This window comes from Aeromonas sp. S18(2024) (assembly GCF_041402525.1).
Classification (GTDB): Bacteria; Pseudomonadota; Gammaproteobacteria; order Enterobacterales; family Aeromonadaceae; genus Aeromonas; species Aeromonas enteropelogenes.
The window spans coordinates 489,151-509,797 of sequence record NZ_JBGLQV010000003.1 but is presented as its reverse complement, the minus strand read 5'-3'; the positions used below and the strand labels follow the sequence as shown (position 1 = coordinate 509,797).

Sequence of the window (20,647 nt, the reverse complement as noted above, 5' to 3'; positions counted from 1 at the left end):
GGTAACGGTGACCCAGTATGCGACGCTGGAGCACGGGGTGGATGGCAGCAGTGCCGCGGCCCATGACGACAGCGTCTCGCTGGCAGCGGCCGCAGCGATCAAGGTGGTGCAAACCGTGACGGACGGTGATGGGGACAGCACGAGCGCGACCAGTGCGAGCGGTCTGGACATCGTGTTCAAGGACGATGGTCCGAGTATGATTACCCCTAATACTGCCGTAATAATGAATGGTGTAGGCAGTGCTTCTTTCCTGCTCGATCTTGATGGCTCAGTGGCTAACAACTATGGGGCAGATGGCGGCAGTCTGCGCTTTAGCACAAGTCTTAATGGTGCCAATAGTGGCATGACAGCAGGCGGGTTGCCGATCACCTATTCCCTTTCGGAAGATGGATTAACCCTAACTGCTGCAACGGGAGCTGGCACTGTCTTTACCGTTGTACTGAACCCAGCCAACAGTACTTACGCAGTTAATATGGTGGGTTCGGTGGATGGTGGTAATACCACTGTTGATTTTAATAACGTGGGTTATGACTTTGTCGGTGGCAATACAGCATGGGCGGGATTTGTTACCGCTGCTAATGATGACAGTAAAGATCTCCTGCTGACCCCCATGGGGGATGGCACTGTCAATACCACGGCATCGACCGGTGGGATCGGCGGAGGTGCATCGGTCGGCACCGGTGAAGCAATGAGAGTGGACTTTGTCATCGACTTGGCAGGTTCACCTAGTAGTGGTGGTAGTGGCTACTTCAATCCAGCAACCCATAACCACAGTTTTGATGGCCACTATAACGTTAATGGTGGCTCAGCCCTGTTTACCTCTATCAAGGCGGAGGGCAGCTTGGTTAAGGTGATTGCTCGCCAGGATACCAGTTCGTCAAGCTCGGTAGATAATGTGATTGGTGACGGGGTTATGGAGTCATTGACGGCCATTGCTATCGCCTATGGGACAGGCACTAGAATTGTGAGTCTCTCCGGAGGTTTGATTCAGACCGTTTCTGTCGGAGGTCACAACTTTACCGTGACCTTTAGTGATGCAGATCCGGGGGCAGGGGTAACTTATGTGGCTACAGTGAGCGGCGTTGTGGATAACACCCGTATCTCGGCTTATACGGCAGATGGTTATAATAGCCTCGAGTTCCACTATGCGGGTGGCAGTGACTTTAAAATCGGTGATTTTGGCACCTCAATACCTACCCCGGGTGTGCCTGTAAACTTCGATCTTGACGTTACTCTGACCGATGGGGATGGTGATACTGCTAACTCGAACCTCAATATTAGCCTGATGCCGGATGTACCCTACACAGTCGATATGCACAGTGCAGGGAGTGATACGTTGATTACTTTGACAGCTGAACAGCTCAATGCCATCGGGTCTGCCCATAATGATACCCTGACAGGAAATTCGCTCAACAATATACTTTTTGGTGGTGATGGTGACGATGTTCTCTATGGCATGGGGGGGGCAGACAAGCTGGTTGGCGGTTCAGGTAATGACACCCTGATAGGTGGTATAGGTGCGGATATCCTGATTGGTGACAGTGGTAGTGATACTTTCAAGTGGCTTTCAAGTGATGCTGATAGTAGCACCGACACCATTACCGACTTCACGCTGGGTAGCACGGCTAGTGGTGGCGATGTACTGGATTTGTCAGATTTGTTGGTTGGCGTACCTACTGGCGGCACCAACGAGGATCTGGCGACGGTATTGGACAACTACCTGCAGTTTGATACTGCTGCCAACAAGCTGACCATAGATACTGATGGAACACCTGGTGGTGCCCAGTTGACCATCCAATTCCAGGGAGGATTGGACTTGGATCAAGGTGGCACGCTCACAACCAACCACGACATCATCAAGCAAATGCTGGATGACGGTAACCTCAAGGTTGATCCGTAGCCAGGAGTCGGGGCCAAGCTATGCTTGGCCCCTGTTTTTTATGACAGAGGATGGATAAGATAGCGGCGGTATAAAGGAGATACACCATGCAGTCATTCAACTGGGTCGACATTGATGGCATCCGCTATAGCTGGGATGGACAGGGTCAGATTACCTGTGCCGGCCAGTTTGGCTATCAAGCCTCGATCGCAGGTGATCGGCTGGATGCGGTGGAGATAGAGAATGATGCCGGTGATGTCGCAGGGACGCTTCATGTCGACTTTGCGGCTGCATCGATCAGCTACATCCCCGTCATGGATGCAGAAGCTTCCCATAACATGATTTTGGTTGGTCATGAGTTGGGTCAGCAGGAGTATCTATTGAATAGCTTTCATCCTGCATCCTTGCAGGAGTTGTTGGGGCCTTCTGAAACAATCGCTTGGACTGTAGTCGCAGATGACTTCAGTTCTCTCGGAACGGAATTACCTCCTCAAGGACATATCCTGTCGTGGGATTCATTCCATTTCGATGATGAGGTGTTGCTCGACAGTTCATTGCCGACGACAGCGCATGCAGAGATTCTTCCCGCTGCTGATGCGACAATCAGCATCAGTCTCGATTTGACCAATCAGGTACTGGATCAGATCCCGCCATTGCACGATATATAAATTCCCGTTTGCCAGGGGCATAATGACCTCAACTTTTCGATTGAGGTTTTTTATATGTGGCGTCCGCTTCTTACCCTTTCTGCGCTGGTTGTCAGTGTCTCCCTGTATGCTCTGGAAGTGCCTCAGGCACCCCATCTGGTGGTGAGTGGTTACGCCGAGCAGAAAGCGGAACCCGATATGCTGACCCTCAATGTGTCGGTCACCGCGTTGGAAAAACAGGGGTTCAAGGCCAAGCAACAGGTTGATACCAGAGTGGCTGCATTCTTTGGCCAGCTGGAAGGACTGGGTATCAAGCGCAGTGATGTGGAGGCGGGAAATCTGGTCATCTCTCCCGAGTATCAATATGGCGAGAACAAGAAGCCGACCTTGCTGGGGTATCGTGCCCAGCGTCAACTGGCGGTGAAGCTGTATCAACTCGACAAGCTGAGCCAGTTGATGGATACCGCACTCAAGGCAGGACTCGAGTCGGTGTCACATATCGAATATGGTCTGAAATCTCCGCAAACCATCAAGGAACAGGCACGCCTGGCTGCGGTCGAGGATGCGAAAAGCAAGGCCGAATCTCTGGCCAAGGCATTTGGCATGAAGCTTGGCAAGGTATACAGCGCTGAATATCGAAATTCATCGCCAGTTCCCGTCTATAGCCGCAATCTCAAGGCGCTGGCCATGTCCGCCGCACCTGCCGCAGATATGGTGGAAAACAGCTATCAACAGCAACAGATCACCATCACCGACAACATCGAGGCGGTTTTCCTCCTGGAATGATGGATAGCCAGTCTACTGCGCATTGATAATGCCAAAACCCGCTCTCGCAACGGGTTTTTAATGTCCAGCGCAACATCAGAATGAAAAAAGCCGACTCGAGAGAGTCGGCTTTTGTTTACTTGAATGGCGTTCAGACTGTGACGGCGTCAGCCTTGGCTGCTTCTGGTGCCGGATTACGGATGAGGTAATCGAAGGCCCCGAGTGCGGCGGTTGCACCAGCACCCATGGAGATGATGATCTGCTTGAACGGCACAGTAGTGGCGTCCCCTGCGGCGTACACGCCGGGCAGGGAGGTGGCGCCCTTGGTATCGATCTCGATCTCGCCGAAGCGGGTCATCGCTACCTCGCTCCCCTTGAGGAACTCGGTATTGGGCACCAGGCCGATCTGGACGAAGATACCCGCGACAGCCAGATGCTTGATTTCCCCGGTGGTGCGATCTTCGTAATCCATGCCGGTTACCTTGCTGCCATCACCGATCACTTCAGTGGTGCGGGCGCTCATGATGATGTCGATGTTGGCCATGGAGCGGGCCTTCTGCTGCAGCACTTCGTCGGCGCGCAGGGTGTCGGCGAACTCCACCACGGTAACGTGCTCGACGATGCCGGCCAGGTCGATGGCCGCCTCGATGCCGGAGTTACCGCCACCGATCACCGCCACCCGCTTGCCTTTGAAGAAGGGGCCGTCACAGTGCGGGCAGTAGGCCACGCCCTTGGTGCGGTACTCAAGCTCACCCGGCACGTTCAGGTCGCGCCAGCGGGCACCGGTTGCCAGGATCACGGAACGACTCTTCAGGGTTGCACCGGATGCAAGATCTACGTTGACATAGCCATCCTTGCTGATGGCGGCGGCGCGCTGCTCGGTGATCACTTCCACGCCGTATTGCTTGACGTGCTGCTCCAGGCTTGCAGCGAGCTTGGGGCCCTCGGTGTAGGGCACGGAGATAAAGTTCTCGATGCCGACGGTGTCCATCACCTGACCACCGAAACGCTCGGCGACGATGGCGGTGCGGATCCCCTTGCGGGCTGCATAGATGGCTGCCGCAGCGCCAGCCGGGCCACCACCCACCACCAGCACGTCGTAGGGATCTTTCTCATTCAGCTCAGCGGCTTTGCGTTCGGCAGCGCCGGTGTCGAGCTTGGCGACGATCTCTTCGAGCGAGATGCGACCCTGGCTGAACGACTGGCCATTCAGGTAGACGTTCGGTACCGCCATGATCTGGCGCTCGTTGACCTCGTCCTGGAACAGGGCGCCGTCGATCATGGTGTGGGTGATCCCCGGGTTCAGGGTAGCCATCAGGTTCAGTGCCTGAACCACGTCCGGACAGTTATGGCAGGAGAGGGAGATATAGGTCTCAAAGTGGAACTCACCCTTGAGGTTGCGGATCTGCTCCTGCACGGCTGCATCGGCCTTGGAGGGGTGACCGCCGCTTTGCAGCAGGGCCAGTACCAAAGAAGTAAATTCATGACCCATGGGAATGCCGGCAAAGTGAATGCGCGGAGTCTGGCCCTGGGTGGCCACACTCATGGAAGGCTTGCGAGCGGCAGTGCCAGAAGTCAGAGTAATCTTGGGTGACATCTCGCTGATCTCGGTGGCCAGTGCCAGCAGCTCTGCGGATTTGTCACTGTCATTGCCGGACACGCTGATCTCGATGGGATTGACGATGTACTGCAGATAGGTGTTCAGCTGTTGTTTGAGGTTGGTATCCAACATCTTCGAATTCCTTCTTGTGATTGCGGGTCGGCGCTATGCGTGGGCCAGAAAGCAGACCGGCCCTGAATCGGGCCGGTCTTTGGAGTGGGGAGGCTTAGATTTTGCCTACCAGATCCAGGGACGGGGCCAGAGTGGCTTCGCCTTCTTTCCATTTGGCCGGGCATACTTCACCCGGGTGAGCGGCAACGTACTGGGCAGCTTTGACTTTGCGCAGCAGCTCCAGCGCGTCACGGCCGATACCGCCGGCGTTGATCTCAACGATCTGGATGATGCCCTGCGGGTCGATAACGAAGGTGCCGCGGTCAGCCAGGCCAGCTTCTTCGATCATCACGCCGAAGTTGCGGGTGATGGTGCCGGTCGGGTCGCCGATCATCGGGTACTGGATTTTCTGGATGGTGTCAGAAGTGTCGTGCCAGGCTTTGTGGGTGAAGTGAGTGTCGGTAGAGACGGAGTAGATCTCGACACCCAGCTTCTGGAATTCGGCGTAGTTGTCAGCCAAGTCGCCCAGTTCGGTTGGGCAGACGAAGGTGAAATCAGCCGGGTAGAAGAAAACAACGGACCACTTGCCTTTCAGGTCAGCGTCAGACACCTGAACGAATTTGCCATTGTGGTAGGCGGTGGCGTTGAACGGCTTGATTTCAGTGTTGATGTAGGTAGACATGTATTGGCTCCTTGGTGATGTACATATGCCTGTCTGGTGTTGGTGAGTCGAGCCGGACAAGGCGTTTAACTTTCGATGGATTCATCTTAGGGTCTTTCGCTAATCGATAAAAGCCGCAATTTTGAATCGCTTAAATCTAATAATTAGATACTACTTCTCTGCTGTACCTAACATGAACATGGCGACCTAGATGCGCTAACTCCTTGTCTGAATTCCATATCTGTGGTGTTGCTCCCCTTGTGCGAGGGGAATGTGCGATCAAGCGAGAGGCCTGGAATAGAAACGTGGGGGGAGTAAATGGCGGTAAGGCGAGAGGGGAACGTGCAGATAAAAAAATCCCGGCGCTATCGTGAGACAGGGCCGGGTCATCAAACAAGGAATGGCTATATAAACAAATGCTTTACAGCAAAGACTAACTACGGGGTGTGCAAACTTGCAGACAAATGAGAGGAAGAAGGTGGGTGCACAATCCCTCGTCTCCCCCTCGGCAATCATTGCATGGGGGAGATAATAGTGTGATGAAGATCACAAAGCAAGTTTTTGGTGTAAGTTTTCATTCAAAATGAAAACCTTTCATTTTTATAGGCTCTTTTATCGCCTAAAAACGCTTTCGTTGTAATTTAATTACAAATCGGTGGTCAGAAATCGGTAGGGGGATCCTGCTCTTCCATCAACTCCAGCAGGTTGATGGCCACCGCGATAAAGTCAGACTCTGTCACTATGCCCACCAGTTTGCGCCCCTTGAGTACCGGCAAGCAGCCATATTTGTGGCGTTGCAAATAGAGGGCCGCCTCCTTGATGCCGGCGTGGGGATCCACGCTTGCCACCTGACGGGTCATGATCTCGTCGAGCTGGACACTATCGGTGAATTCGGCCTCCCGCTCCGGACTGATGAGCAGCAGTTTGGACTCGCGAGTCGCCAGAATGTCGGTGAGGGTGACCAGGCCCAGCAGATGATGATGCTCATCGACGATGGGGATATGACGGATCCGCTCCTGCTGCATCAGATCCATCGCCTGTTTGACGCTGTTCTCCGGACCCAGGGTGAAGGGCTGTTCTGTCATGATTTCGGCTAGGGTCATCATGGTGGGCCTCCTTATGTACCTGCTTTCACCCTAGCCCACCCCCATCGGGCAAGACATGATCAGGGTCAATACAGATCATTAAAGAATCATTAACCCATTGTCTGTCACAAAAATGGCCGCTATCCCTTGTCTCTCTTGGGTTTTTGGTCTTTTGGGTTGCCTTGCAAGAGGGGGATAACTAGACTAGCCGCCGATTCCCCCGAGGTGAAAGATGCAAGTATCCGATTTTCATTTTGATCTGCCAGACGAGCTGATTGCCCGCTACCCAATGGCAGAGCGTACCGCCAGCCGCCTGTTGCAGCTTGACGGTCAGACTGGTGCGCTGCGCCATGGTCAATTTGTCGATGTGCTGGACCAGCTCAACCCCGGTGATCTGCTGGTATTCAACAACACTCGCGTCATTCCTGCGCGCATGTTTGGCCAGAAGGCCAGCGGCGGCAAGCTGGAAGTGCTGGTCGAACGCATTCTGGACGAGCACAGCGTACTGGCGCACGTCCGTTCTTCCAAGTCGCCCAAGCCCGGTACCCGCCTTATCCTGGATGGCGGCCCAGATGGCGAGAAGGTCGAGGCCGAGATGCGGGCCCGCCACGACGCCCTGTTCGAGATCCACTTCCTTGATGCGCGCCCAGTGCTGGAGATCCTGGAGGCCATCGGTCACATGCCGCTGCCACCTTATATAGATCGTCCCGATGAAGATGCTGACAAGGAGCGTTACCAGACCGTCTACAACGCCAAACCGGGCGCGGTGGCGGCCCCAACTGCCGGTCTGCACTTCGATGAGCCTCTGCTCGAGAAGATCCGCGCCAAGGGGGTGGAAACGGCTTTCGTCACCCTGCACGTGGGGGCGGGGACCTTCCAGCCGGTGCGGGTGGACAAGATTGAAGATCACCACATGCACTCCGAATATGCCGAGGTGCCGCAGGAGGTGGTGGATGCTATCGCGGCAACCCGAGCTCGTGGCGGTCGCGTCATTGCGGTGGGTACCACCTCGGTGCGTTCTCTGGAGAGTGCCGCCAAGGTGACCCTGGCCCAGGGCAAGCCGCTGGCGCCGTTTTTCAGCGACACCGACATCTTCATCTTCCCGGGTTACGAGTTCCAGGTGGTGGATGCCATGGTCACCAACTTCCATCTACCGGAGTCGACCCTGATCATGCTGGTCAGCGCCTTTGCCGGGTATGACAACGTGATGGCGGCCTATCAGGCAGCCGTGGCCGAGCAGTACCGTTTCTTCAGCTACGGGGACGCCATGTTCGTCAGCCGTCGCCGGACGCAGGCTTAAGCTTCGTCCTTCAGGCGCCGTTCACGAGTTTGATGTGAGAATCGTGGGCGGCCCCAAAAATCGGGCCCATGAGGGCCTTCCATTGTCAGACTGTTTCTCTGACTGAAACCGAGGTAGCAATGAAATTTGAATTGAAAACCACTGACGGCCGTGCCCGTCGCGGTCAGCTGGTATTCGAACGCGGTACCGTACAGACTCCGGCCTTCATGCCGGTCGGTACCTATGGCACCGTCAAGGGGATGACCCCGGAAGAGGTAGCCGAGACCGGTGCCCAGATCCTGCTTGGCAATACCTTCCACCTCTGGCTGCGTCCGGGTCAGGAAGTGATGCGCGCTCACGGCGATCTGCACGACTTCATGAACTGGCAGGGACCGATCCTGACCGACTCCGGTGGTTTTCAGGTATTCAGCCTGGGGGATATTCGCAAGATCACCGAGGCGGGCGTGCATTTCCGTCACCCCATCAATGGCGAGAAGATCTTCCTCGACCCCGAGAAATCCATGGAAATCCAGTACGATCTGGGCTCCGACATCGTGATGATCTTCGACGAGTGCACCCCGTATCCGGCCACCTATGAAGAGGCGCGCAAGTCCATGGAGATGTCCCTGCGCTGGGCCAAACGTTCCCGTGACAAGTTCGATGCCCTCGGCAACAAGAACGCCCTGTTCGGCATCATCCAGGGTTCCGTCTACGAGCCGCTGCGGGATGTGTCGCTGGATGGCCTGCTGGAGATCGGCTTCGACGGTTATGCGGTCGGCGGTCTGGCAGTGGGTGAACCCAAAGAGGACATGCACCGCATCCTCGAGCACGTCTGCCCGAAAATCCCGGCTGACAAGCCGCGCTACCTGATGGGGGTGGGCAAGCCGGAAGATTTGGTGGAAGGGGTGCGCCGCGGTATCGACATGTTTGACTGCGTGATGCCGACCCGCAATGCCCGCAACGGCCATCTGTTCACTACCGATGGGGTGGTCAAGATCCGCAACGCCAAGCACCGTGACGACACCAGCACCCTGGATGCCGATTGCGATTGCTACACCTGCAAAAACTACAGCCGCAGCTATCTGCACCATCTGGACAAGTGCAACGAGATCCTCGGCGCCCGTCTGAATACCATCCATAACCTGCGTTATTACCAGCGTGTCATGCAGGGTTTGCGGGACGCGATCGAGCAGGGTAAATTAGACGACTTTGTAACTGAGTTTTACCGTCGGCAAGGGAAGCCTGTGCCTCCGCTCGCTGAAAATGACGTGAAATAACAACAGCGTATCAGCTCGTTATCTTTGTGAATCTACATCAATAAGAGGTTGTTAAATGAGCATTATCTCCAAGGCATATGCAGAAGGCGCAGCTCCGGCAGCACAGGGTGGTGGTATGGAAATGATCATCATGCTGGCCGTATTTGGTCTCATCTTCTACTTCATGATCTATCGTCCCCAGGCCAAGCGCGCCAAGGATCATCGCAACCTGATGAGCTCTCTCTCCAAGGGTGATGAAGTGCTGACTTCCGGTGGCCTGGTTGGCAAGATTGCCAAAGTGGCAGCTGACAGCGATTACCTGGTGATCGCCCTGAACGACCAGACTCAAGTCACCATCAAGAAGGACTTCGTTTCTGCCGTTCTGCCCAAGGGCTCTATCCAGTCCCTTTAATCTCCCGAGGAGCACAGCGTGTTAAATCGCTATCCGCTGTGGAAATACCTGATGGTGATCGTGGTGATCGCCATCGGTTTTCTATATGCAGCCCCCAATCTTTACGGCGAAGACCCGGCCTTGCAGGTTTCTGCCAGCCGTGGTGCCGAAGTCAAGCTGGAAACTCTTGACCTGGTGAAAGAGACGCTCGAGGCGGCCAAGATCCCGGTCAAACATGCGGCGTTCGAGCACGGGCTGATCCTGGTACGTTTCAAGAACACCGAAGATCAGCTCAAGGCGCGTGATATCGTCGCCAATAAATTGGGCGATGACTTCATTACCGCGCTCAACCTGGCCCCTTCCACTCCCGCCTGGCTCGAAGCTATCGGCGCGGCGCCACTGAAACTCGGTCTTGATTTGCGCGGTGGTGTGCACTTCCTGATGGAAGTGGACATGGCCGAGGCGCTGGCCAAGCAGCAAGAGCAGATGGTGCAGGATTTTCGCACCGAACTGCGTACCCAGAAGATCCGCTACTCCGGCGTGCGCCGGGTCGGTGATCAGGTACAAGTGGTGTTCCGCGATGAAGCGGATCAGGAGCGTGCCGTTTCCCACCTGCGTCGCCAGAACCCTGATTTGACCTTCACCACACAGCAGAAAGGGGATGAGTACATCCTGCTGGCTGGCTTGAGTGAAGCCAAGATCAAGGAGGTGAAGAAGTACGCGCTTGAGCAGAACATCACCATCATCCGCAACCGGGTGAACGAGCTGGGTGTGGCCGAGCCGCTGGTGCAACAGCAGGGTGCCGAGCGCATCGTGGTGGAGCTGCCTGGTATCCAGGACACTGCCCGTGCCAAGGAGATCTTGGGGGCGACTGCGACCCTGGAATTCCACATGGTCGACGAGACAGCTGATATCCAGGCTGCCGCCGCCGGTCGTGTCCCGCCGAGCTCCAAGGTGTATACCGATCGCAATGGTCGCCCGGTGGTATTGCACAAGCGGGTCATCCTGACCGGTGATCACATCGTGGGTGCCCAGTCCGGTTTCGATGAGTACAGTCGTCCCCAGGTCAACATCAAGCTTGATGGCCAGGGTGGCAACAAGATGGCCAACTTTACCAAGGACAACGTAGGTAAAGGCATGGCGACCGTCTTCATCGAGTACAAGCCGGTGGGTCAGCCCGGTCCGGATGGCAAGCGCAAGTTCCGCAAGCAGGAGGAGGTGATCAACGTTGCCACCATCCAGTCGCGCCTTGGCAGCCAGTTCCGCATCACAGGGATCGACAACGCCAACGAAGCCCATAACCTGGCGCTGCTGTTGCGTGCCGGTGCCCTGATCGCGCCCATCCAGATCGTCGAAGAGCGCACCATTGGTCCGAGCCTGGGTCAACAGAACATCGACAGCGGTATGGAAGCCATCGGCTGGGCCATGCTGGTTATCGTGCTGTTCATGGGGATCTACTACCGAGCCTTCGGTTGGGTTGCCAACCTGGCGCTGTGCATGAACCTGGTGCTGATCGTCGGCATCATGTCGATGATCCCGGGGGCCACCATGACCCTGCCAGGCATCGCCGGTATCGTGTTGACGCTCGGTATGGCGGTGGATGCCAACGTGCTGATCTACGAACGTATCCGGGAAGAGCTGCGCAACGGGCGCGGGGTTCAACAGGCTATCCACCTGGGCTTTGATCGTGCTTTCTCGACCATTGCCGACTCCAACGTCACCTCGCTCATCACCTGTGTGATCCTGTTCGGTATCGGCACTGGCCCCATCAAGGGCTTTGCCCTGACGCTGGGCATCGGTCTGACTGCCTCCATGTTTACTGCCATCACGGTATCTCGCGCCATTATCAACCTGGTATGGGGTGGACGGCGTATCGACAAGCTGCCCATCTGAGGAAGAGACATGTTTCAGATCCTACATTTTGAAAAACCCATCCCCTTTATGCGTTTCGCCAAACCGGGTGTGGTGTTCTCTTCCCTGCTGATGGTGATCTCCCTGTTCTTCCTGTTTGATCGTGGGTTGAACTGGGGTCTGGACTTCACCGGTGGTACCACCATAGAGGTGGGGTTCCAGCAGTCGATGAGCCTGGAGAAGATCCACGACGTTCTGGCCGAGCAGAAGATTGAAGGGGCAACCCTGCAACACTTCGGCTCCAGCCGTGACGTGCTGTTCCGCCTGACCCCGCAAGAGGGGGTCAAGGTCGAGCAGCAGGGTAACGAGGTGTTGGCTGCCGCCAAGCTGATCGACAAGGATGCCGTGCTCAAGCGCGTCGAGTTTGTCGGCCCTTCGGTGGGTGACGAGTTGGCGACGGATGGTGCGCTGGCGATGCTGGCCTCCATCCTCTGTATCCTTGCCTATGTGGCGGTACGTTTCGAATGGCGTCTGGCCATGGGGGGCATTCTCTCCCTGGTGCACGACGTGGTGATCACCCTCGGCGTCTTTGCCTACTTCCAGTACGAGTTTGACCTGACCGTGCTGGCAGCCCTGATGACGCTCGTGGGTTACTCCCTGAACGATACCATCGTCGTGTTCGACCGCCTGCGGGAGAACTTTCGCAAGGTGCGCAAGGGGGATACCGAGTACATCCTGGATCTCTCCATGACCGAGACCCTGAGCCGTACCATCATCACCTCCGGCCTCACCTTCGTGGTGGTGCTGGCGCTGTTGCTCAAGGGCGGCGCGCTGATCCACGGTTTTGCCGTGGCCATGGTGATCGGTGTGGCGTTCGGTACCTACTCTTCCATCTATGTGGCGAGTGCGTTTGCCATGTTCCTCGGCGTCAAGCGCGAGCACATGCTGCCAACCCAGGTAGAGAAAGAGGGAGCGGATCAACAGGAGATCCTGCCGTAACCGTGAAAAAGAGCGCCGCTGGCGCTCTTTTCTTTTGTCTGCCTGTCGTATGCTGACGCAGATGATTCAAGTCAGAGGAGTTTGCCATGCAACACAATCCCCGTTTTCTGGCGCTGGTTGAAGGGATACGCGCCCGGGTAGAGGAGACAGACGTTCACCAGATCCGGCGTTGGCAGGAGGAGGGACGTACCTTCATCCTGGTCGATGTGCGCGAGGAGAGCGAATGGGCCAACGGCCATTTGCCGGGGGCCGTCTATCTGGGGCGAGGGGTGATAGAGCGAGATATCGAGACTCGTTACCCGGATCCGGCGACCGAACTCTACCTCTATTGCGGGGGCGGATTTCGCTCGATCCTGGCGGCCGATAATTTGCGCCAGATGGGGTACAGTCGGGTTGTCAGTGTCGATGGCGGTTTTCGGGGATGGAAGGATGCCGGATACCCTGTCGAATCCTGATTTATTTGATGGAGAGGGGCTCAGCCACATGACAAAGTGGTTGTTGCCCTTTACCATATGCGAGGTCAAGAAGCGTCAGCGTCGGAGTGTTCATTGAACGTCAGGAAAGGGATTGGATGCCTCCTTGGTATCCTGTTGTTGCTTCCTATGTGGGGTTGCAGCAGTAGCAGTCAGATCAACACCCCGAAAGAGCCCAAGCCGCAGCCCGCGTCACTGGTTTTGGCGACCCCTCTGCAGGTCTCCTACCAGAGCGAGCTGGCACTGGCGCGCCTCGGGCAGATGCTGAGTGAAATGGAGCTTACCACAGAGCAGCGAGCAGAACTCTTCTATGAGCGTGCCGTCGTTTTCGATCGGGTGGGGCTGCGCTCCCTCGCGCGACTGGATTTCAACCGTGCCCTGCGGGAGAAACCGGATTTTGCCGAAGCCTACAACTTCATCGGTGTCTATTTGGTGCAGCAGCAGAACTATGACGAAGCCTACGAGGCATTTGATTCCGCCCTCGAACTGGCTCCCGATTATGATTATGCCTACCTCAACCGCGGCATCGCGCTCTATTACGGCAACCGCCCCGATCTCTCCGCCGCCGACATGAAGCGCTTCTATGAGGCGCAGCCGGAAGATCCCTATCGGGTGATCTGGCTCTATCTGGCCGAGCAGAAGCTCGATCCCGCCGCCGCCATGAGCCGGATGCGCGAGCGCCTGAACAAATATGACGACGATGCCTGGAACTGGGATCTGGTTCGCCTCTATACCGGCGAGATCAATGCCAGCAAACTGATGGCCAACGTGGTCAAAGGGGTGAAGGACAATCGCGAACTCGCCGAGCGCCTGTGCGAGACCTACTTCTATCTGGGCAAATTCGAACTGGGCAAGGGCAACCGCAAGGAGGCCATCAGCTACTTCAAGCTGGCGCTCTCCAACAACGTTTATGACTTCATCGAACACCGCTACGCCCTGCTCGAGCTGGAGCTGATGGCGCGCAAACCCTTGCCGCCGGGAGCCCAGAGTGCTCGCAGCAAAAGCGATCAACCATCCTGAGCTGGTGTCATCAGCTGTAAAAAAGGCCTCGCAATGAGGCCTTTTTGCTGGGCGAGAGCCGGCGTTATACCACCAGACTCATGCCGGGGATCTGGCGCCAGTACCCGTTGCAGTCACGGTCCTGCTGCAGGGGCAGGGGGGCCTCTCCCTGCTGGTTGGCCTTGAAGCGGGCCAGCATGTCCAGGGTATCCATGCCCTGGGGAGAGAGCCTGACCACATCCACCAGCTCCGCCATGCTCGCCAGATCGTTGCCCAAGTTGTAGCAGTAGCCGGACTGGGTCTGGATCCCGTTGAGGTTGAACACCCGCTGCCCCTCGCGACTGTTGGCCAGACGACCGGTAGGGTAGTGAATGCAGGCGAGCTCGCAGTTGTCCTTGGGTTTGTCGAGGGAGCGGGCGGTGAAGCAGCGAGCCGAGTAGGCCAGTGGCAGATGGCCGTAGGCAAACACCTCTACCTCAAACTGCTGGCGCATGGCGCCCAGATCCTGGTTGAGTTGCACCAGCCAGTCGCGCGACAGCTCCACCGGCATCACCCAGCGTTTCATCCCCTGTTTGAGCAGCATGCCGAGCACATCTGCGTTGTAGGCGTTGATGGCCGGACCGCATACAAACGGCAGACCCGCTTCCCGGGCAAGCTGGACAGTGCCGAGATCGTTGGCCTCGACCATCAGGCCGCCATTGTCGACCAGCCGCTTGACCTCTTTGAGCTCGGAAGGGGCCGAAATGAGCGCCAGGGTAGAGAGCACCACCTGCTTGCCAGAATCAGCCACCTGATGGGCAAGCGCGATCCAGTCATCCACCTTGAGTTCGCGACGCTTGCTGCAGACGGTTTCTCCCAGATAGATGATATCGGCGTCGCTCCTGGCCGCAGCCTGATAAAAAGCTTCGGTGTCGGCCTTGGGCCAGTAAAAGAGCAGGGGCCCTAAAGAGAATTGCATTAGTTGAGCTCCTTGTTGCCGCAAGAGAAAAGCAGGAAAGAGAAGGACATAGGGGACTCCTTATTGCCACTGGCGGTGATAGGCACCGAGCGTGGTCTGGCTTCCCTCGGAGACGCGGGCGAGCTGGGTATCCCATTCGCTCTTGACCTGGTAGGCATCTGGATTGGCCTGGTAGGCATCAATGGCGGCGCGCCAGACCCGGGTCACCTGCTCTACATAGGCAGGGCTGCGCTGGCGTCCCTCAATCTTGACCGACTGGATCCCGGTCTTGAAGAGCTCGGGCAAGAGGCCGAGGGTGTTGAGGCTGGTCGGCTCCTCCAGGGCGTGGTAAGTCTGGCCGTCCACCTCGAAGCGCCCCTTGCACAGGGTCGGATAGCCGGCGTTTTCACCCGGGCCGTAGCGGTCGATCAACACCTCGTTGAGGCGCGATTCGAGGCCGTTTGGTGTTTCTTCCCAACGCACAAACTTGGCCGGTGAGCAGGCGCCGACCGTGTTGGGACTCTCGCCCGTCATGTAGGAAGAGAGGTAGCAACGCCCTTCGGCCATGATGCAGAGACTGCCGAAGGCAAAGACTTCGAGGCCGACATCGGTCTCGCGGGCCAGTTGCTTGACCTGATGCATGGAGAGCACCCGGGGCAGAACGACCCGTTTGGCATTGAACTGTTGCTGATAGAAGCGGATGGCAGCGGCATTGGTGGCGCTGGCCTGTACCGAGACATGCAGTTCCATCTCCGGGTAGCGACGGCTGGCATAATCAAGCACAGCCAGATCGGCGATGATCAGGGCATCGGCGCCAAGCGCCACGCCGCGATCCACCGCCTGCTTCCACCTAGCATCGGCCCCCGGGTGGGCGAAGGTATTGATGGCGATATGCAGTTTCCGACCATGCTGGTGCACATAATCAACCGCCTTCTCAAGTTTGCTATCGGTGAAGTTCAGACCGGCAAAGTGGCGGGCATTGGTGTCGTCCTTGAAGCCGATATAAACGGCATCAGCCCCGTTATCTACGGCTGTTTTCAGTGCCGGCAAGCTGCCTGCCGGACAGAGTAATTCCATTAGTACGCTCCGAGGGTGCATATGAAGGGCAAATAGGCCCTGATTGTATTCATCGGCTAGGCGCTGCTTTTTGACCTGAGGCAGTTTTCGGTGGCTTTACCCTTCTAGAGGTAACTCGGCAGAAGTTTGATTTCCCACAGGATCTGATTGGGAGGCATATGGTTGAATGCGCAAAAAAGGGAGTCCATCGTGTTTCAAAAATTGCATCTTGGTCTGGTAGAGCAGGCCCCCCGTTTCTTGCGTCATCCCCTCAAACTGGTGCCCTTCAATCTGCAAAAGCAGGTAATGGAGAGCCTGTTGGCTCGGGTATTCAAGGAGGCCATTGAGGATGGCGACTTCGAATTTCTGGCTGGCAAGTGGCTTAAGGTGGAAGTATCCGATCTCGAGCTGTGCTGGTTCATCAGTGAGCAGAAGGGTCAACTGGTTGTGGCGCGCGACTGCGAAAAAGTGGATGTCTGCTTCAGCGGCACTACCAATGACCTCATCCTGATCGCCGGACGCAAGGAAGACCCGGATTCGCTCTTCTTTCAGCGCAAGCTGAAAATTGAAGGTGATACGGAATTGGGTCTGGAAGTGAAAAACCTGATGGATAGTCTGGATCTCGATGGTCTGCCGAGCCTGATGAAGTATCCTTTGATGGACTTGGCGACCTTTATCGAGCGAGCCCGCAACGGGTCAGTTCAGACTGCGATGCAGGCGACGCCGGGCGGGATCCCGTCTTAAGTGGGCTGTCGCCCCGCAGACGTGATGACGGTAGCGGTGCCGGGCCCAAAGACAACGGCATGCCCACAGACAGGGGAGTAATGCAAGCGGGGCAAAGGGGGCGGGTTGCTGCGATATCAGCAGCCCCAAGGCCAGCCAGATAAAGGGTTGTGCCTCGTAGAGCCACTCCGGTTGCAACCAGCGTTTGTCTGGAAAGATGATGAGATCGGTACGGCGATAGCTGGAGCGCATCATCCAGGTGATCGCCCCGACGATAAACAGCAGGCAACCTGCAAACCACAGCAGAGGCTGCTCGCTCAAAGTGATCATGGCAATGGCCATCAGCAAATAGAGGCTGGGCAGTCTCTCATAGATATACGGGGGCAGCATGGCTGTGGCACTCCTGCGCTGTTAATCGCTTATCCTTCAAGTTTAGTCATCTCTCACGTTTGCCTCATGCTGGTTTGTTATACAAACTGTCGCGTTAGTGCTGAAATGGCGTTCCTTTAACGGTGCCAAAATAGCGCTCTCTTATGTTATAATTGCGCGCCATTTTTCACCGAAGATTGACTGGGCATGTTGGATCAGATTCGTATTGTTTTGGTAAACACCTCTCATACCGGCAACATGGGCTCTGCGGCACGCGCCATGAAGACCATGGGGTTGACCCAGATGGTGCTGGTTGATCCGCAAACCTTGCCGGATGGCAATGCCAATGCATTGGCTGCCGGTGCCAGCGATATACTCGCCAATGCCCGAGTCGTCTCTACCCTGGATGAAGCCATCGCCGATTGTGGTCTGGTCATCGGTACCAGTGCCCGTTCTCGCACCCTGAGTTGGCCCATGCTGGACCCTCGCGAGGCGGGTGAAAAAACCGTGGCGGAAGGGGTTAGGCATCCGGTGGCGCTGGTATTTGGCCGTGAACGCACCGGCTTGACCAACGATGAGTTGCAAAAGTGTCACTACCATGTGGCGATCCCGGCCAACCCAGAGTACAGCTCCCTCAACCTGGCCATGGCGGTGCAGACCCTCTGCTATGAGGTGCGTATGCACTGGCTGCAGTCGCAGGAACAAGTCGCTGAAACTGACGGTGTGCAAGATTACCCGAGTGCGGCCCAGCTCGAAGGTTTCTACCAGCATCTGGAGCAGACCCTGCTCAAGACCGGCTTTATCACCGAAGATCACCCGGGGCACGTGATGAGCAAGTTGCGTCGTCTTTTCAATCGGGCCCGACCGGAAGCGGTGGAACTCAATATCCTGCGGGGAATTTTGACCTCGGTTCAGAAATCGGGCGTCATCGATTAATCCTGACTAATTTACTCAACCATATACTTGACTGATTTGGTCGGGTATGTGACCATGTGCCCATTAATTGCTTCGCAAGACGGTAAGGCACATGAGACTGACTTCAAAAGGACGTTACGCTGTAACCGCCATGCTCGACGTGGCGCTGCATGCTGAGCAGGGGCCCGTTCCCCTTGCCGATATTTCCGAGCGCCAGGGCATCTCCTTGTCCTATCTCGAGCAACTGTTTGCCCGCCTGCGCAAGCATGGCCTGGTGAGCAGCGTGCGTGGCCCGGGGGGCGGTTATCGCCTCGGTCTGTCGCCAGACGAGATCTCGGTTGGCCAGGTGATCACCGCAGTTGACGAGTCGGTCGACGCGACCAAATGCCTGGGCAAGGGTGGCTGCCACGGTGGTACCCAGTGCCTGACTCACTCCCTGTGGCGGGACTTGAGCGAGCGGATCTCCAGTTTCCTTGGGGATATCACCCTGGCTGAACTGGTTTGCCAGGCCGATGTGCGCCGGATTGCCGGCAAGCAAGATGAACAGATGAAAACTGCGTTGTCCCTGGTTGAACGGGCGGAACGCGGCGATGTGAGCTTGAAAGTCCAACTATAAACGTGCTTTCCACAGCGGGGCGATGTATGACCCGAACTGTGACGGAGAAAAACATGAAATTGCCTATTTACCTTGATTATTCGGCAACCTGTCCGGTGGACCCGCGTGTCGCAGAAAAAATGATGCAGTGTCTGACCATGGATGGCCTGTTTGGCAATCCGGCTTCCCGTTCTCACCGTTTTGGCTGGCAGGCCGAAGAGGCTGTGGATCTGGCCCGTAATCAAGTGGCAGAGCTGATCGGCGCCGACCCGCGCGAAATCGTCTTCACTTCCGGTGCGACCGAGTCTGACAACCTGGCCATCAAGGGCGTCGCCCACTTCTATGCCAGCAAGGGCAAGCACATCATCACCTCCAAGACCGAACACAAGGCGGTGCTGGACACCTGCCGCCAGCTGGAGCGCGAAGGGTTCGAGGTCACCTACCTCGAGCCGATGCCGAACGGCCTGTTCACCCTCGAGATGATCGAAAATGCCATGCGCGACGACACCATTCTGGTCAGCATGATGCACGTGAACAACGAGATTGGCGTCATCCAGGACATCAAGGGGCTGGGTGAGCTGTGCCGCTCCCGCAAGATCCTGCTGCATGTAGATGCCGCCCAGAGCGTGGGCAAGGTCGAGATCGACGTCGAAGCGATGAAGATCGATCTGCTCTCTCTCTCCGCTCACAAGATCTATGGCCCGAAAGGGATCGGTGCTCTGTACGTGCGCCGCAAGCCGCGTGTGCGTATCGAAGCCCAGATGCACGGTGGTGGTCACGAGCGTGGCATGCGTTCCGGCACCCTGGCAACTCACCAGATTGTCGGCATGGGCGAAGCCTTCCGTATCGCCAAGGAAGAGATGGCCAGCGAAGGTCAGCGTGTGATGGCTCTGCGTCAGCGCCTGTGGGATGGCCTCAAGGACATCGAAGCCGTCTACCCGAATGGTGATCTGGAGCAGCGTGTTTCCGGCAACCTTAACGTCAGCTTTGCCTATGTGGAAGGGGAATCCCTCATCATGGCGCTGAAAGATCTGGCGGTCTCTTCCGGTTCTGCCTGTACTTCCGCCAGCCTGGAGCCCTCCTATGTGCTGCGTGCCCTGGGTCTGAACGACGAGCTGGCTCACAGCTCCATCCGCTTCAGCATTGGTCGCTTCACCACAGAAGAAGAGATCGACTACGCGGTCAAGCTTATTCGTGACTCCATCGGTCGCCTGCGCGAGATGTCTCCCCTGTGGGAGATGTACAAGGACGGCGTCGATCTGAACACGGTCGAATGGGCTCATCACTGATCTCGATGATCGGTGAACAACAGAATTAGCAGGAGTGAGATATGGCTTACAGTGAAAAAGTAATCGACCACTACGAAAATCCCCGCAACGTAGGTGGCTTCGACAAGAACGACCCCAGCATCGCCACCGGCATGGTCGGTGCGCCGGCCTGTGGTGACGTGATGAAACTGCAGCTGAAGATCAGCGACGATGGCATCATCGAAGATGCCAAGTTCAAGACCTACGGTTGTGGCTCCGCTATCGCCTCCAGCTCCCTGGTGACCGAATGGGTTAAGGGCAAGACTCTGGACGAAGCGGCCGGCATCAAGAATACCGACATCGCGGAAGAGCTGGCCCTGCCGCCGGTGAAGATCCACTGCTCCATCTTGGCTGAGGACGCCATCAAGGCGGCCATCGCCGATTACAAGCAGAAGAAAGGTCTTTAAGCGCCGGAGAGCAGTATGGCTATTACCATGACAGATGCCGCAGCGGCACGGGTTTCTTCTTTCTTGGCAAACCGGGGCAAGGGCATTGGCCTGCGCCTCGGCGTCAAGACCACCGGCTGCTCCGGCCTTGCCTACGTGCTCGAGTTTGTTGATGAACTAGCTGATGAAGATCAGGTATTCGAGCAGCATGGCGTCAAGATTATTGTCGATGCCAAGAGCTTGATCCATCTGGATGGCACCGAGCTGGATTTCGTCAAGGAAGGCCTCAACGAAGGCTTCAAGTTCAACAACCCCAACGTCAAGGGCGAGTGTGGTTGTGGCGAAAGCTTCAGTGTCTAAGAG

The 20,647-nt window shown here is 56.6% G+C and carries 22 protein-coding genes; 16 read left to right on the top strand and 6 right to left on the bottom strand.

The features are described from left to right. From ACB034_RS08530 to ACB034_RS08520, 3 genes are all read left to right on the top strand, one after another. The coding region (locus ACB034_RS08530) for a DUF5801 repeats-in-toxin domain-containing protein (RefSeq protein WP_371172584.1) at positions 1-1,900 on the top strand (1,900 nt) is incomplete at its 5' end. An 86-nt stretch (positions 1,901-1,986) separates the two neighbouring features. After that, positions 1,987-2,547, top strand: coding sequence for a hypothetical protein (locus ACB034_RS08525; RefSeq protein WP_061475437.1), 561 nt, complete (start codon positions 1,987-1,989; stop codon positions 2,545-2,547). Between the two features lie 54 nt (positions 2,548-2,601). Then, a complete protein-coding gene (locus ACB034_RS08520; RefSeq protein ID WP_371172583.1) occupies positions 2,602-3,312 on the top strand; it encodes an SIMPL domain-containing protein in 711 nt (236 codons plus the stop codon). A gap of 130 nt (positions 3,313-3,442) precedes the next feature. On the opposite strand, the gene ahpF is transcribed toward ACB034_RS08520, so the two are convergent. The 3 genes from ahpF to ACB034_RS08505 all read right to left on the bottom strand — a co-directional run bounded on the left by ahpF (position 3,443) and on the right by ACB034_RS08505 (position 6,769). Continuing rightward, positions 3,443-5,023, bottom strand: coding sequence for an alkyl hydroperoxide reductase subunit F (gene ahpF / locus ACB034_RS08515; RefSeq protein WP_371172582.1), 1,581 nt, complete (start codon positions 5,021-5,023; stop codon positions 3,443-3,445). Between the two features lie 94 nt (positions 5,024-5,117). Continuing rightward, positions 5,118-5,684 carry an alkyl hydroperoxide reductase subunit C gene (gene ahpC / locus ACB034_RS08510; protein ID WP_026456610.1) on the bottom strand — a complete coding sequence of 189 codons (567 nt, stop codon included), beginning with the start codon at positions 5,682-5,684 and terminating at the stop codon, positions 5,118-5,120. Between the two features lie 638 nt (positions 5,685-6,322). Then, positions 6,323-6,769, bottom strand: a complete 447-nt coding sequence (locus ACB034_RS08505; RefSeq protein WP_042024955.1) for a CBS domain-containing protein — start codon at positions 6,767-6,769, stop codon at positions 6,323-6,325. 211 nt (positions 6,770-6,980) lie between these two features. On the opposite strand from ACB034_RS08505, the gene queA reads away from it, so the two are divergent. The 7 genes from queA (at position 6,981) to nlpI (ending at position 14,017) form a co-directional block, all read left to right on the top strand. Further along, the gene (gene queA / locus ACB034_RS08500; RefSeq protein WP_371172581.1) at positions 6,981-8,048 is read left to right on the top strand and encodes a tRNA preQ1(34) S-adenosylmethionine ribosyltransferase-isomerase QueA; all 1,068 of its coding nucleotides are present in this window, start codon (positions 6,981-6,983) and stop codon (positions 8,046-8,048) included. A gap of 119 nt (positions 8,049-8,167) precedes the next feature. Continuing rightward, complete coding sequence (gene tgt / locus ACB034_RS08495; protein WP_026456613.1) at positions 8,168-9,304, top strand: tRNA guanosine(34) transglycosylase Tgt; 1,137 nt, start codon at positions 8,168-8,170, stop codon at positions 9,302-9,304. Positions 9,305-9,359: 55 nt separating this feature from the next. Then, entirely contained in the window at positions 9,360-9,695 is a 336-nt protein-coding gene (gene yajC / locus ACB034_RS08490; RefSeq protein ID WP_026456614.1) for a preprotein translocase subunit YajC, read from the top strand. Positions 9,696-9,713: 18 nt separating this feature from the next. Next, positions 9,714-11,567, top strand: coding sequence for a protein translocase subunit SecD (gene secD / locus ACB034_RS08485; RefSeq protein WP_371172580.1), 1,854 nt, complete (start codon positions 9,714-9,716; stop codon positions 11,565-11,567). A gap of 9 nt (positions 11,568-11,576) precedes the next feature. Beyond that, positions 11,577-12,524 carry a protein translocase subunit SecF gene (gene secF, locus ACB034_RS08480; RefSeq protein WP_371172579.1) on the top strand — a complete coding sequence of 316 codons (948 nt, stop codon included), beginning with the start codon at positions 11,577-11,579 and terminating at the stop codon, positions 12,522-12,524. A gap of 86 nt (positions 12,525-12,610) precedes the next feature. Next, the gene (locus ACB034_RS08475) at positions 12,611-12,979 is read left to right on the top strand and encodes a rhodanese-like domain-containing protein (protein ID WP_061475435.1); all 369 of its coding nucleotides are present in this window, start codon (positions 12,611-12,613) and stop codon (positions 12,977-12,979) included. Between the two features lie 93 nt (positions 12,980-13,072). Then, complete coding sequence (gene nlpI / locus ACB034_RS08470) at positions 13,073-14,017, top strand: lipoprotein NlpI (protein ID WP_311388828.1); 945 nt, start codon at positions 13,073-13,075, stop codon at positions 14,015-14,017. A 64-nt stretch (positions 14,018-14,081) separates the two neighbouring features. Here the strand turns inward: nlpI and ACB034_RS08465 are convergent, their stop codons facing one another. Continuing rightward, a complete protein-coding gene (locus ACB034_RS08465; RefSeq protein WP_371172578.1) occupies positions 14,082-14,954 on the bottom strand; it encodes a U32 family peptidase in 873 nt (290 codons plus the stop codon). Between the two features lie 60 nt (positions 14,955-15,014). Continuing rightward, positions 15,015-16,010: a peptidase U32 family protein gene (locus ACB034_RS08460; RefSeq protein ID WP_042071754.1), complete on the bottom strand. Its 996-nt coding sequence runs from the start codon at positions 16,008-16,010 to the stop codon at positions 15,015-15,017. Positions 16,011-16,199: 189 nt separating this feature from the next. Here ACB034_RS08460 and ACB034_RS08455 point away from each other — a divergent pair, with 189 nt between their 5' ends. After that, positions 16,200-16,733, top strand: a complete 534-nt coding sequence (locus tag ACB034_RS08455; protein ID WP_042025951.1) for an SCP2 domain-containing protein — start codon at positions 16,200-16,202, stop codon at positions 16,731-16,733. On the opposite strand, the gene ACB034_RS08450 is transcribed toward ACB034_RS08455, so the two are convergent. Then, positions 16,686-17,102, bottom strand: coding sequence for a hypothetical protein (locus ACB034_RS08450; RefSeq protein WP_042071752.1), 417 nt, complete (start codon positions 17,100-17,102; stop codon positions 16,686-16,688). The genes ACB034_RS08455 and ACB034_RS08450 overlap by 48 nt on opposite strands. 186 nt (positions 17,103-17,288) lie before the next feature. Here ACB034_RS08450 and trmJ point away from each other — a divergent pair, with 186 nt between their 5' ends. From trmJ to iscA, 5 genes are all read left to right on the top strand, one after another. Then, positions 17,289-18,017 carry a tRNA (cytosine(32)/uridine(32)-2'-O)-methyltransferase TrmJ gene (trmJ, locus tag ACB034_RS08445; RefSeq protein WP_371172577.1) on the top strand — a complete coding sequence of 243 codons (729 nt, stop codon included), beginning with the start codon at positions 17,289-17,291 and terminating at the stop codon, positions 18,015-18,017. A gap of 91 nt (positions 18,018-18,108) precedes the next feature. After that, positions 18,109-18,612, top strand: coding sequence for a Fe-S cluster assembly transcriptional regulator IscR (iscR, locus tag ACB034_RS08440; RefSeq protein WP_371172576.1), 504 nt, complete (start codon positions 18,109-18,111; stop codon positions 18,610-18,612). A gap of 53 nt (positions 18,613-18,665) precedes the next feature. Beyond that, complete coding sequence (locus ACB034_RS08435) at positions 18,666-19,880, top strand: IscS subfamily cysteine desulfurase (RefSeq protein ID WP_371172575.1); 1,215 nt, start codon at positions 18,666-18,668, stop codon at positions 19,878-19,880. Positions 19,881-19,921: 41 nt separating this feature from the next. Continuing rightward, positions 19,922-20,305: a Fe-S cluster assembly scaffold IscU gene (gene iscU / locus ACB034_RS08430; RefSeq protein ID WP_005299770.1), complete on the top strand. Its 384-nt coding sequence runs from the start codon at positions 19,922-19,924 to the stop codon at positions 20,303-20,305. Between the two features lie 15 nt (positions 20,306-20,320). Continuing rightward, positions 20,321-20,644 (top strand): iron-sulfur cluster assembly protein IscA, encoded by a 324-nt coding sequence (iscA, locus tag ACB034_RS08425; RefSeq protein ID WP_026457929.1) that lies wholly within the window; start codon positions 20,321-20,323, stop codon positions 20,642-20,644. Positions 20,645-20,647: the final 3 nt, after the last annotated feature.